The 13,758-nt window shown below is 44.5% G+C and carries 10 protein-coding genes; 7 read left to right on the top strand and 3 right to left on the bottom strand.

Translation table 11 applies throughout. From position 1 onward, the window contains the following. Positions 1-89: 89 nt before the first annotated feature. Positions 90-2,540 (top strand): TonB-dependent siderophore receptor, encoded by a 2,451-nt coding sequence (locus tag QTA56_RS16425; protein WP_267982065.1) that lies wholly within the window; start codon positions 90-92, stop codon positions 2,538-2,540. A gap of 65 nt (positions 2,541-2,605) precedes the next feature. On the opposite strand, the gene QTA56_RS16420 is transcribed toward QTA56_RS16425, so the two are convergent. Next, on the bottom strand, positions 2,606-3,190 hold the full coding sequence (locus tag QTA56_RS16420) for a YcxB family protein (RefSeq protein WP_267982064.1): 585 nt from the start codon (positions 3,188-3,190) through the stop codon (positions 2,606-2,608). Between the two features lie 110 nt (positions 3,191-3,300). Further along, entirely contained in the window at positions 3,301-5,475 is a 2,175-nt protein-coding gene (gene yccS / locus QTA56_RS16415; protein WP_267982063.1) for a YccS family putative transporter, read from the bottom strand. A gap of 107 nt (positions 5,476-5,582) precedes the next feature. Here yccS and QTA56_RS16410 point away from each other — a divergent pair, with 107 nt between their 5' ends. Beyond that, positions 5,583-6,776, top strand: a complete 1,194-nt coding sequence (locus QTA56_RS16410) for a multidrug effflux MFS transporter (protein ID WP_267982062.1) — start codon at positions 5,583-5,585, stop codon at positions 6,774-6,776. A 42-nt stretch (positions 6,777-6,818) separates the two neighbouring features. Here the strand turns inward: QTA56_RS16410 and QTA56_RS16405 are convergent, their stop codons facing one another. After that, entirely contained in the window at positions 6,819-7,526 is a 708-nt protein-coding gene (locus QTA56_RS16405; RefSeq protein ID WP_267982061.1) for a nitroreductase, read from the bottom strand. A gap of 420 nt (positions 7,527-7,946) precedes the next feature. Here QTA56_RS16405 and QTA56_RS16400 point away from each other — a divergent pair, with 420 nt between their 5' ends. The 5 genes from QTA56_RS16400 to sbmA all read left to right on the top strand — a co-directional run bounded on the left by QTA56_RS16400 (position 7,947) and on the right by sbmA (position 13,726). Then, a complete protein-coding gene (locus QTA56_RS16400; protein WP_267982060.1) occupies positions 7,947-8,102 on the top strand; it encodes a hypothetical protein in 156 nt (51 codons plus the stop codon). A 17-nt stretch (positions 8,103-8,119) separates the two neighbouring features. Further along, a complete protein-coding gene (gene gltS / locus QTA56_RS16395) occupies positions 8,120-9,355 on the top strand; it encodes a sodium/glutamate symporter (RefSeq protein WP_267982059.1) in 1,236 nt (411 codons plus the stop codon). A 93-nt stretch (positions 9,356-9,448) separates the two neighbouring features. Further along, positions 9,449-10,924: an alanine/glycine:cation symporter family protein gene (locus tag QTA56_RS16390; RefSeq protein WP_267982058.1), complete on the top strand. Its 1,476-nt coding sequence runs from the start codon at positions 9,449-9,451 to the stop codon at positions 10,922-10,924. A 135-nt stretch (positions 10,925-11,059) separates the two neighbouring features. Beyond that, positions 11,060-12,037, top strand: coding sequence for a patatin-like phospholipase family protein (locus QTA56_RS16385; protein WP_267982057.1), 978 nt, complete (start codon positions 11,060-11,062; stop codon positions 12,035-12,037). Between the two features lie 489 nt (positions 12,038-12,526). After that, complete coding sequence (sbmA, locus tag QTA56_RS16380; protein WP_267982056.1) at positions 12,527-13,726, top strand: peptide antibiotic transporter SbmA; 1,200 nt, start codon at positions 12,527-12,529, stop codon at positions 13,724-13,726. Positions 13,727-13,758 lie beyond the last annotated feature (32 nt).

Below are 13,758 nucleotides of genomic sequence, written 5' to 3'. Positions count from 1 at the left end.
AACAAAAAAATCTGTTTTTTCCTGAGCTGATTTTTATTTTCAACTGGCATAGATCAGGAACGTATCATGAATATTGATCAGGGGGGAATATGTACGCTCAACAGGGGAAAAACGTGCTTGCACAGGCAATACGGATTGCTGTGCTCAGTACCGCATTGGGTATTTCAGTCACCGCCTATGCTGCCAATGAGCAAGCACAGCAGCATTATGAGATTAAATCAGGACAACTGGGACAGGCATTATCCAGTTTTGCCATGCAGTCAGGTGTGGCATTGTCATTTGACCCAGCACTCACCAAGGGGATGAATACACAGGGGCTGAGTGGTTCCTACAGTATTGCCGATGGGTTTGAACAGCTTCTAAAGGGTACTCAACTACAATTGGTACAGCGTGACCACGGTGGCTGGAGCATTGAAAAAATTAAAAGCACACCACAGCGATCAAAACCAGTTCGTGAGGTGGGGCAACTCAACAGCATTGCGGTGAATGGTGTGGCGCAATCGGCGGTTGATGGCAATGCGTCACAGCTTCCCGTGATTAAGGTTGCGGCGGATGATCAGCCTGTCGGATTAAAAAAGCGGACACAGTCAGGCGTTCTTGGCAATAAATCCATTTTAGACACCCCTTTTTCTGTAACGGTGATTGAAAGTAACGACATTGCAAAACGTGGTGCGAAAACCTTAGGGCAGATTTTTATCAATGACCCTGCTGTTTATAGTCAAAGTGCTGCGATGGCAACGGACTGGTGGGGAACATCAGTTCGTGGGCTTGGAGTCAGCAATTACTATGTTGATGGTTTTCCAATGGCCTTGAATTGGGGCGGGGATTTTCCATCCGAAGCGGCTGAAAGTGTCACTGTGTTAAAAGGCTTAACAGGCTTTATGTATGGCTTCGGTTCCCCTGGCGGAGCAATTAGTTACCAACTTAAACGACCTAAAGACAGTCCAGAAACCAGTGTTGAAGTCAGTTATCGCAACCCAAGTACATTTTCAGCTTTAATTGATACCAGCAACTATCTTGATGCCGTCGATTTGGGATATCGTTTTGTTGTAGGTGGGGATCAGGGCAAAGCCTATAATGACGCTGAACAGAACCGCTTTGTGACATCTTTGGCGCTGGATAAAAAAATTACGGATCATTTAATGTGGACCGCCAATTTTACTTATGAAAATAATAAAACCGAGCATGAACCCCCAGTATTTGACTTTTCCGCTATAACCGAAAAATTGCCTAAGGTAACTTATGACTATGATAATTTGACGGTTGATAATTCCTTTTATAAAACCAATACCTTTACTGCTTCTACAGGGTTGGGCTGGGAGATCAATGAGGACTGGAATGTTAAATACCAGTTTGGCTATACCCGAAAACTACATGAATCCAATCTCACCTTTGCCAGTTTATTAAATACTGCTGGGGATTATGACGGAACCATATACCAGTTCGCAGGTGTATCTGAAACGCTAATGAATCAGGCAATGCTGACTGGAAATTTTGCCACGGGCAAGATTCAGCATGAGTTGGTCGCAGGGGGAGGCTATACCAAAAGTACTGACAGATGGTCTAAGCAATGGTATTGGTCTACGGATTATACAGCGAACCTGTATTCGCCAACCTCTTTTAGAATTGCCAATACGCCAGATTTTAGTTTGGAACCAGATATAGGTAGTCAGACCGCTCAGAGTTATGCTTTCTTAAGTGATACGATTAAGCTGAATGAACAGTGGCAGGCTATTTTAGGATTACGGCATACCTACTATGACCAGGAGGATGTGGATCACGATCCAACAGTTGATTCGGGATATAACACTAAGGAGACCACACCAACAATTGCCTTACTTTATAAATTTGTACCTGAAGCCACCCTGTATGCGAGTTATGTTGAGAGTTTGGAGGCGGGTTCTAGGGTTGGTGAGAAATATGCCAATGCAGGTGAGGTATTGCCAGCCACAATAAGTAAGCAATATGAACTGGGTGTGAAATATGATGTCAATCCATTTGGTATAACCGCCGCTCTGTTTAAAATGCAAAGGGCCGCAACAATGGACAGCATTCAAGATGGCTTAAAATATTTAACTCAGGATGGTTTAACCAATTATCAGGGGTTGGAGCTGAGTGGGACATATAAGCCAACCAATGCATTAAAACTTGGATTGGGGATGATGTATCTGGATGCCAGTATTGATGAGGTTGCAGAAGCCAATAAGGCGATTGAGGGTAAAGTGCCCGCAGGCCTTGCCAAATGGTCGGGTGTTGCCAATGCTGAATATGCAATTCAGGCAATTGATGGACTAAGCCTGCATGGCAATGTGCGTTATAATGGTTCTTCCTATATTAGTTCAGACAATAGCATACAGGTGCCTGCCTATACACTTGTAAATACAGGCCTCTCCTATAAGTTTAAACTGAATGGGCATGATGCGGTGGTGAATGGAAACATTAACAATCTGTTGAATAAAAAATATTGGGCTTCGAGTGGAACCTGGGCAAGCATTGGTGAAGCCATCAATGGCGTTGTGTCTTTAAAGGTAAACTGGTAGATGGCAATAAGAAAAAACCCAGCTTAGGCTGGGTTCTTTTATATACGGCTTAGTGCTGGATCTGATTACAGCGGTTTAGCCGCACCAACCGTCTCATTTAAGTGCTTGCGTACCGTATTAAATGAGAAATTCTTTGAATCCATGCGCTTTGGCAAGATGTAGGCACCCTGCTGCTCTTCACCTTTTGGTGTTTTTACCTTGAAATTAACCAAAATAAAATCAGGGGTATTGTACCATTCGTAAATATCTTTCCAACCGATGGTCGCCGTACCTTCCTGAAGTCCCATTTTCTGACGCATCACAATCCCGTGGGGTTGTACACCTAAACGAATCCCCTTGATTTCCTGCACAGGGAACTCGTTCATTTTACGTTTCACATACCATTCCAGACCAAACTTCTTGATGAGGTAGAACAGCACCACACCAATGATCACCACCCAGCAAATCGCGGTTGAATAGGTGGAGTAATACTTGATCAGGCCTGCTGCAACCAGTGAAAGCACCACAAGTGCAATCATAATCAGCCAGGCCTTGCGGCTGAACTTATTGGTGCCACGCCAAATCATGAGTTGGGCTTGACGTTGTTCTTGTTCAGAAACTTCGTAAGGAACGGGTTGTAGCGTATAAGCGTATAGCGTTTTGGCGGTCATAGTTTAAAAAATGAGTTTAGAACTGAACTGGGTTAAGTTTACCATTGATTGGCATGCAAAGATATTAGGCCAATAGCGAATCATAGGGACGATTAAAATACCAATAATCCCTAAAGTGAGGCAAACTCGGTGCCATCCTCATGGGGTTCATGGCTTAAACTCTGTTTCAACATACTTAAACGGGTCAAAATACTCAGGATCAGGGAAAGCTGCTGTAAAATAATCAGCGACTTCTGGTCATTTTCATCATTGCGGCTCAGGCGTTCCCGTATGCTTTGCAACATATTTTGTGAAGAAAGATCAGGCACTTCATCTCGTAACAGTGCGCCCTGAATATCATCCAGTGCCTGATCCAACAGGCTTAATATCGCAGGCTCATCAATACGTTCACGGTGCGCACCCAAGGCCGCGATATAACTGAGAAAGGTATGACTTAAACAGAGAAACTCAAACGCCTGTGCTTTCTGGGTGGGATCAATATTGGGTTCGGTTGCAAGGGTGGAAATGAGTGATGCAACTTCCGCATCATTGTTATGCGCCGCCCGTCTGACCACGCGATAGTTCAGGGCATTATTACGCCCTTCATGATATTGCGTCACCACTTCCGCCAGATATTTACATTGGGCTTGCAGTGAACGTTGAATGGTGCGTGGCAGGCGGCGGAACTTCCAGTCGGGCCAGATAAAGCTGACCCCAAACCATGCCAGTGCACAGCCAATGATGGTGTCAATCAGGCGTGGCAAACCTGCGGCAAAGGCGGAACCATCCAGATTGAAGTTGATCAAGGCCAGAATGGTGATAAAGGCGGTTGCCTGGGCATACTGTTTACTACGCAACTCGAAAAATAAAACACCACTGAGCACCAACATGACCAGTTGTCCCTGAAGTGACGGAATAAAGTAAATAATCGCCAGACCGACAATAATTCCAATCAGGGTGCCGATAATTCGTAAATACAGGCGGCGTTTGGTCGCATTAAAGTTTGGCTGACAGACAAACAGGGCTGTCAGTAGAATCCAGTAACCATAGGCAATATGGGTTAACTGAATGAAGATATAACCGATAAACAGGACAATGGACAGACGCACCGCATGGCGGAATAACACTGATTCAGGTGTCAGGTGCTGCTTGACCCGTACCATCATGTCATTCCAGCCTTTCAGGTCATCATCCTTGAGCTGGTTTTCCGCCTGCTGGGCATTGATCAGTTGAATGTTGCGTTCAGTCTCCAGATTCTGGAGCTGGGCATCAATTGACTTTAAGTTTTGATAAAGTGCAAACAGGGCATTAATCCGCACCTGATCATAGACTTGGTCTGCATGCAACTTTTCCAGCGACAGCCTTAAATTTTCAAAGCTGTGCTTAAAGCGTTTGTTATGTACATAGCGGGTACGGGTTAAAATACAGTTCGCCAAGTCCTGACAGGCTTTGCCCTGAATGGTCAGGATACGCTGGAATCGAAATAAAATATCACTGTGTTGAAAAATCTTTGCCAGTTTCTGATAGTCAATATGAGCTGAATCTGCCCGCTCATGAATATCCTGTGCAACAAAATAATACTGTAAGCTACGCCGTGTATCTTTCTGGCCCCGATCCCCCTTGAGGCGGGTCAGCAGGGCCATACGCATGTCATTGAAGATGGAGATCAGCTTGCCATTTTCCAACGCCAGATCAATCATGCTTTGTTGATAGCTTGATGGGGTCATATCGACATCGAACAGATTGGATTTGGCAAATAAAAAGCTACCCAGCGCATGATAGGACGCAGAGAGCTGGTCCTGTAATTTGCGCACAGGGAACAGCAAAAAGCTAATGGTGGAAAGCAGCCCGTACCAGGCTGCGCCAGCCACCAATAAGGCTGGTTGTAGATACCATTGTTCGAACAGGTGTACACCCAGCATTGAGTAGACTGAAACCACCAGACAGCCATAGGCAATGGTGGCATAACGCCGACCCAGCGAACCCAGTAAAATCCAGCCGATACAGGAAACAATCAACCCGATTGCAAAGGCGGCAGGATAGGGAAATAGTAACTGAACCGATGCCGCAGTGATAAAGAAACCGATATAGGTATAAATCAGGTTCATGATCCGCACGGAAAAACGGTCATCAATGTCACTGATACCTGCGGCAACCACACCCAGTGTCAGCGGAATGGTGGCAAGTTGGAAATTGAGCAGATAGGGAACAAAAGCCGTGCCTGTAAAGGCAATGAGCATACGCACGTTATACATAAACGTGGTGTTGTAGGTTGCCTGTTTTAAACGTCCGAACCAGGGATTCAAGGTTGATCCTTTTTGTATTCTTCAATCGATTTTATCACTCATATTATGCACAAATACAGTAAGGATGCTAAGCTTGCAAACATGATTAACATGAAAAGTACAGTATTATGCAGGCAGAGCAACCCCGTCAGCGTCAATATTCAACAGCATGGATATTATTGCTGGCTTTATTGACCGCTTTGGGGCCGTTATCCATTGATATGTATTTACCCGCACTGCCACAAATGGCAGATGAGTTTGGGGTAAGCATGCAGATGATTGCCAATACTTTACCTGCATATTTTCTTGGACTGGCGATTGGGCAACTGATTTATGGGCCTGTGAGTGACCGCATTGGACGCAAGACCCCGTTGTATTTTGGCTTGGCCTTGTATGTGGTTGCCAGTTTGGCCTGTGTTTTTGTGACCAATGAATGGGCCTTGATCGCCGCACGTATTTTTCAGGCTTTGGGTGGCTGTGTCGGGGTGGTGATTGCCAGGGCCGCCATCCGTGATCGTCTGGATATGCAGGGGTCTGCGCAGGCCTTTTCCAGCATGATGATTGTGATGGGACTGGCACCGATTCTTGCACCTATGTTTGGCGCATGGATTCTAACATTTTTCCCGTGGCAAGCTATTTTTATCACTTTGGCGGTGATTGGGGTAATCTGCTGGTTGTGTGTACATTTCTTCTTTAAGGAATCCTTGCCTGTAGAACGCCGTTTAAATTTGTCTCTTTATCAGGTAACGACCCTTTATGCCGCAATCTTAAAAGATGAAAGTTTTAGAAGACCGATGTTTGCAGGTTGTCTGACTGGGGCGGCATTGTTCTGTTACATCAGCTCTGCCTCTGCGGTGTTTATGGGACAGTATGGGTTGTCACAGCAGCAATTTTCCTATGCCTTTGCACTGAATGCAGGCGGAATTATGCTGATGTCCTCACTGAATAAACATCTCAATACCCGCATGGACATTTTTCCACGTTTGCGCTTAGGTGGAACAATTCAATGTTTTGGTGCATTGATTGTAGTCAGTGCTGGCTTGATGAATCACGCGCCACTTTGGCTGTTAATGTCAGGTTTATTTCTAGTTGTTTCTGGGATTGGTTTAACTGGACCCAATGCAATGGCATTGGCCATGTCGAAACAGGGTGCAAGGGCAGGAACAGCCAGTGCCATTATGGGCAGTATGCAATTCGCCTGCGGTTTGCTGGGTGGGGTAATCTTAAACTTCCTGTTTTGGAAAGCATCATTCAATATGGGATTGATGATGTTGATGTTTACCAGTGCGGGATTGTTTGCAATTTTTAAGGTTGGAAAATAGCAAGACAGTATCTCTGGCTAGAGATACTGCCCAATAAATGAATTACTCATCTAAAAATACAGTAAAGTTTTCAACAGCCTCGCGTGGTGTAATAAAGGTATTTACGATGTGGTCAGGGTCTGCATAGCCCAAGGCAACAGTGCACACCAATTCTTCATCGTCAGGTGCGCCAAGCACATCCAGTACTATTGGATGGAAATGATTCCATGCGGCTTGAGGACAGGTATCTAAACCGCGTGCTTTAGCTGCAACCATAACATTCTGGATCATCATGGAAATATCCATTTTTGAACCAATGCCCATTGCCTTGTTCACGGTGAAATACAGGGCAACAGGTGCATCAAACAACTGGTAGTTACGCAATTGCTGTGCCGCCATTTTTTCCTTTTCCCCTTTTTGAATCCCCAGCAAACCATAGAGACCCCAGCCATTTTCACGTCGACGGTCAATAAAAGGTGAAATCCAGGTTTCAGGATAATAGGCAAAGGTTTCCTGATACTGCCCAGCGAGTTCTGGCTTTTGAAACATTTCCATTTGTGCGTTACAAACACGGTCAATCATTTCAGCTCGTTTTTTACCTGTCACCACATACACTTTCCACGGCTGTGTATTTGTACCAGACGGTGCTCGGCTGGCAACCGCCAAAATATCCTTAATGGTTTGGGTTTCGACAGGGGTATCCAGAAACGCACGTACTGAATGGCGGGATGTAATGGCATCATCGACGTGGCGGACTTGTTCCGTGTTCATAAAAATTCCTCATCTTTTATGGTCTTTCTCATGGAATGAGACTATAAAGTAATAAATGAGTTTTGCAGATGACTTTTTAGTCGTAGATTGGATTTTGGCTAAAAAATATCTAAATGAGGTCTGCCTTATAAAAACAGATATATTTTTATTCTTTTGTTTCTTTATGTGAAAATTAAATGTATTTGTAACACAATGAAATAGAAGTAATATTTATTGATATATATTAGGGCTGTGATTGCCCCTAGAATAAAAAAATACACACAATATTCTAAATTTATGCATAATACGCCCTTTTTTAAAATTGATTAGGCTTTCCTTGCTAACACGGTGAGGGGAATTTTCTAGCTCAGGCATATCGAATTTATCCAATTTTATGCCTGTGGAAAATGTTGAAATATACACCAGATACAGGAGCTTCTCATGAGTTTACCTCTCATCCGTAAGCCATTTATTCAGGACTTGGCAATAACCGTTGCAACTTCCATGATGAACAATGCCTATGCTGCCAGTGGGCAAGAACAGATGCAGCACTTTCGCGCCATCGTTACAGCGCTTGTTCATCTACATAACAAATAGAATAAATGGAATAAAATATGGAATTTACTTTTAATGGTTTCTACACGCTAATTTCGGCAGTGATCGTTCTGTTATTGGGACGTTTACTGGTCAACAAAATTGATTTCTTAAGACGCTACAATATTCCTGAACCTGTCGCAGGCGGTTTGGTGGCAGCAGTGGTTTCCCTGCTGGTGCATTCACTCTGGGGCTACAGTATTGTATTCAGTACCGAATTACAGACTAGTTTTATGCTGATCTTCTTTGCTTCCATTGGTCTAAGTGCCAACTTTATGAAGCTCAAAGAGGGTGGTATTGGATTAGTCATTTTTCTGGTCTGTGTCGCTACATTCATCATCGTACAAGATGTTGTCGGGATGAGTCTTGCATCGTTGTTAGGTATTGATCCTCTGATTGGTTTGATTGCAGGTTCAATCACACTGACAGGTGGGCACGGTACTGCGGGTGCTTGGGGCGAAATTCTTGAGACGCAGCATGGTATCCAAGGCGCTTTGGCATTGGGTATGGCGAGTGCGACATTTGGTTTGATTATTGGTGGGATTATCGGCGGTCCATTGGCCAAGCTGCTGATTAACCGTTATAGCCTTGCCCATGCAAAAACCTCTTCCGAGATCAAGAATCGTGATACCCATCTCGACCAGCATCCTGATGAACTTGCGCCATTTGAAAATCCACATCAAGTCCGTTTGATTACTGCGGATAATGCCATTACCACACTGGGTCTGTTTGCTGCATGTCTGGCATTTGCCGAGTTTATGACAGGTTATAGCAAAGGCACCTGGTTTGAGCTGCCAACTTTTGTCTGGGCATTGGGCGGTGGTGTTGTTTTGCGCAACATTCTGGAAAGCATATTAAAGGTTGATATTTTTGACCGTGCAATTGATGTTTTTGGGAATGCCTCATTATCCCTTTATTTGGCCATGGCCCTGCTTTCACTCAAATTATGGCAACTGGCAGATTTGGCTGGGCCTTTAGTGGTGATTCTTGGTGCGCAAACCCTCACCATGGCGCTATATGCCGCGTTCGTGACGTTCCGTGTCATGGGTAAAAACTATGATGCTGCCGTGTTGGCGGCAGGTCATTGTGGTTTTGGTATGGGAGCAACACCCACTGCGGTTGCAAACATGCAGGCGATTACCAATATGTATGGCCCGTCCCATAAAGCATTCCTGATTGTGCCGCTGTGTGGCGCGTTCTTTGTTGACTTGATCAATGCAACTGTCATTCAACTCATTTTAAAATTCTTTGTCTAATTCGGATCAAAAGCCCCATATGGGGCTTTTTTGATTCATCCATTGTTATCGTATATGTACGGTCGTACATAAAATATCTAAAGCGAATAAGTGATGAATGAAAAATTAAATGACACCCTGATGGCCTGGGTTAGTTTTTTCAATGATCCCCTATGGGATTTCCTGGTTATTTTTCTACTGGCAGTGGGTATCTTTTATACAGTGGCAACCAAAGCCGTACAGATCCGAATGTTCTTTCATAGCATCAAGGTGATGAAAGGAAGCCGTAAGGCGGAAAAGGATATGCATGGCCTGACACCGTTTCAGGCCTTTGTAACGGGCCTGGCAAGTCGTGTCGGCGTAGGAAATATCGCGGGTGTTGCAATTGCAATCGCTGTTGGTGGGCCAGGTGCCGTATTCTGGATGTGGTTTACTGCAATACTGGGTATGAGTTCCGCTTTTATTGAATCATCACTGGCTCAGCTATTTAAGGTCAGGGACAACAATACCCAGCAGTTTCGGGGAGGGCCAGCCTACTACATTACCAAAGGGTTACGCAGTAAGGCCTTTGGTGTTGTGTTTGCGCTTGCACTGATCTTTACCTACGGTTTTGTATTTAACTCAGTTCAGATCAATGCGATTGCCAATGCTTCTTCCCATGCATGGGGCTGGGACAAGGCCAACCCAATTGCCCATCTAGGTGCTGTTGATCTGGAAATCTCATGGGTAGGGCTGGCGCTGGTGGTAATGGTCGCAATTGCAATCTTTGGGGGAATCAAGCGTATCGCCAAATTTGCGGAAATGTTTGTACCTTTAAAAGCTGGTCTTTATTTAGCGGTTGCCCTGTACATTGCCATAAGCAACTATGAATTGCTGCCAGGTATTTTTAGGCTGATCTTCACTGAAGCATTCCAGTTTAATGCGGCGGCAGGTGGCTTCTTTGGTGCCATGATCTCTATGGCCATGATGCAGGGAATCAAGCGTGGCCTGTTCTCAAACGAAGCAGGTATGGGTTCTGCACCAAATGCGGCAGCGGCATCTGATGTAAAGCATCCTGTGAACCAAGGTCTTGTGCAAATGCTGGGTGTTTTTGTTGATACCTTTATTGTATGTACCAGTACCGCAATCATCATTCTGGTGTCGGGTGTCTACCACGATGCAGGCTTTGTTGGTGTTGAACTGACCCAGCGTGCCTTGGAATCTCAGGTGGGAAGCTGGGGTGGTGACTTCCTTGCGATCCTGCTGTTCCTATTCTGTTATTCAGCCGTGCTAGGTAACTATGCCTATGCGGAAAGCAATGTGCAGTTTATCAATAACAGCCCAAAAGTGATGTTCATCTTCCGCATTTTTGTGTTGGTGATGGTGTATTTCGGTGCGATTGGCAGTGTTCCATTGGTTTGGTCGATGGCGGACTTGTTTATGGGTATCATGGCGACCATCAACCTTGTGGCAATCCTGCTGTTAACGCCAATGGCACGCACTTTACTGAAAGACTATACCTCTCAGCTTAAGAAAGGTATTAAGGAACCAGAGTTCAAGATTGATCAATATCCTGAACTAAAGAAAAAAGTTGGTTCAGATATCTGGTGATTTTGATAGAAGCTCCTTTCGAGGGGCTTTTTTATGAATTGCCAGTCACAGCAGCAAAAAAACTGATACAGCATTTCAGGCTGGGCAGAGCTAAAATTTAAGCTGGAAACACAGTAAATATGGCAATAACTGCATATGAAACGGCTTAAATCATGCATACTTGGACTTTCAATAATCATTTTAACAGGTTGCCAAACAACCTCACATTTACGTCCAGCGATTGAAGATGCCCAGGCACAAGTGGTGAGCCAGCCTTATAGCTATATCAAACAACAGCAAAAACGTCCCGTGATCGCTTTGGTTTTGGGGAGTGGTGGCGCACGTGGCTATGCCCATATTGGGGTGATAGAGGTGCTGGAACAACAGGGGATTCGTCCAGACTTTATTGTTGGTACGAGTGCTGGAAGTATCGTTGGTTCAATCTATGCCAGTGGCAAAACCGCCGCCGAGTTGCGTGACATTGCCCTAAAGCTGAAAGCCAATGACGTTCGTGATGTCAATGTCAGCTTAAAAGGGTTTTTTAACGGTAAAAAGGTTGAGGACTATATCAACCAGCAGGTACATAACACGCCCTTGCAGAAGCTCAAGATTCCAATGTATGTGGTGGCAACCGAACTTAAGGATGGCAGCAGAACAGTATTTAACTATGGCAATACTGGACAGGCGGTTCGTGCCTCGGCCTCAATCCCCAGCATGTTTGTACCCACCAAAATTCATGATGTTGAATATGTTGATGGCGGGCTGGTGAGTCCTGTGCCTGTTCAGGTTGCACGTGACCTAGGGGCGGATGTAGTGATTGCGGTGGATATTCTGGCCCAGCCGATCCACACGGAAACCACCAATGTCTGGGGCTTGTTTAACCAGAATATTAATATTATGCAGGGCCGTCTGGCTGAAGAAGAGCTGAAAGATGCGGATGTGGTGATTCAACCTGACTTGCGTGAAAAGGCCCATATTTTTGATATTAAGGGACGTGAAATGACCATGCAGGCAGGTATTGATGCGGCTCAGTCAAAGCTTTCTGAAATTGAGCTCGCCATTCAAAGTAAGAAAAACGCTGCACAATTTGCTCAGCAAGATTTTGCCTTAAAGACTAGTCCATTAAATCCCTAAGGTTTATATAGTCACAGAGAGTAACAGGCTCAAAATTGTTTCGTTGACTTAAACAAATTGTAAATACTCGTCAAAAAGCTATGAAAAAATTGAGAAAGAAGGTAAATAAGTAGGGTCTATTGACATCTCATCTTGCGAGCTTTCAGCTCTCATTGCGACAGAGGACATTTTTTAGGCGGTACAAGGCTGTTTTGCGAAACTTAGTGATTCTAAGTGAGCAAGACATAACGCTGTAGCGGCAAAAAATGTCCCTGTCCCGTAGGGTTATGGCTAAAACTGCCTCAAACTTCGTTATGAAACTTGACAAGGGGGCCGCCATTGCCTACGTTTCATGTCTTGTTTGAGTGGTTTTAGCCTATAACGCAAGATATAGATGAAATGTTAATAGACCCTGAAATTCATTAAACTTTCTATCAGACAAAGTTAAGTTTGAGGTTATAGGATGACGTACTTGCGTCAATTGCAACACAACAAGGATTGTTAAGCACGATGTTTAAATCATTTTTTCCTAACCCACGTCCATTTTTTATTTCGGTGGTGGTATGGTTGGCCCTGAACATGCTGCTCTGGTACACAGGTGGTCATGGATGGGGTGAATATCTGGGGTTCCCCAAGGGCTATGCTGAAGCAGAGTTGCCAATTGGGGTGAGCCGTTTCTGGTCGCCTGCATTTATTTGGTTCTATCTCTGGTTTCTGCTTTCAACCGCCTTGTTTGCAGGGTTCTGGCGATTCCTTTCTGATAACAAATGGCAGAAGTGGTCAATCTGGGGTTCAGCCTTTATCCTGTTTAATATCTGGTTTGGGGTACAGGTCAGCGTTGCGATCAATGCATGGTATGGTCCATTCTGGGACATGATCCAAAAGATGCTGAGTGATGGCGGCGGTGATATTAATGACCTTTATACAGGAACGTTGACATTCCTTTATATCGCGATGATTGCTGTCACATTTGCGGTGATCAATGCATTCTTTACCAGCCATTATGTATTCCGTTGGCGTACCGCCATGAATGAATACTACACTGCAAACTGGGATCAGCTTCGCCATGTCGAGGGGGCTTCGCAACGTATTCAGGAGGATACCATGCGTTTTGCCACCATTATGGAAGATCTGGGGGTTGAACTGATTAAGTCGGTGATGGTGCTGATCGCGTTCCTGCCGTTATTATTTAAAATCTCTGAAAAAGTGCCAGTGCTTCCAATTGTGGGTGAGATTGAACATTCACTGGTATGGGCGGCAATTGTCTGGGCTGTGGTCGGAACTGTAGTGTTAATGATCGTAGGTCAGAAATTACCAGGCCTACAATTTAATAATCAAAAGGTTGAGGCGGCTTACCGTAAAGAGTTGGTCTATGGTGAAGACCATGAAAATCGTGCTGACCCGCTTACCTTGAAAGAATTGTTTAGCCGTGTCCGATATAACTATTTCAAGCTTTATTTCCATTATGCCTATTTTAACCTAGTCGCAATCTGGTATAAGCAACTGGATATTTTATATAGCTTAGTGGTGTTATTCCCTGCGATTGCTGCGGGTAAAATGACACTGGGCCTGATTAACCAGATCAGTAACATCTTTGATAAAGTGCGTGAATCTTTCCAATACTTAATCAGCTCATGGAAAACCATTATTGAGCTTTTATCCATTCACAAGCGTTTAAAAGCATTTGAATCTATTCTTGATAAAGATTAAGTCATTCAATAATAAAAAAACCTGCATCAGCA

It is taken from the genome of Acinetobacter thutiue (assembly GCF_030385805.1).
Taxonomy (GTDB): Bacteria; Pseudomonadota; Gammaproteobacteria; order Pseudomonadales; family Moraxellaceae; genus Acinetobacter; species Acinetobacter corruptisaponis.
Note: the sequence above shows the minus strand (reverse complement) of the source record. Positions and strands in the feature narration are given on the sequence as shown.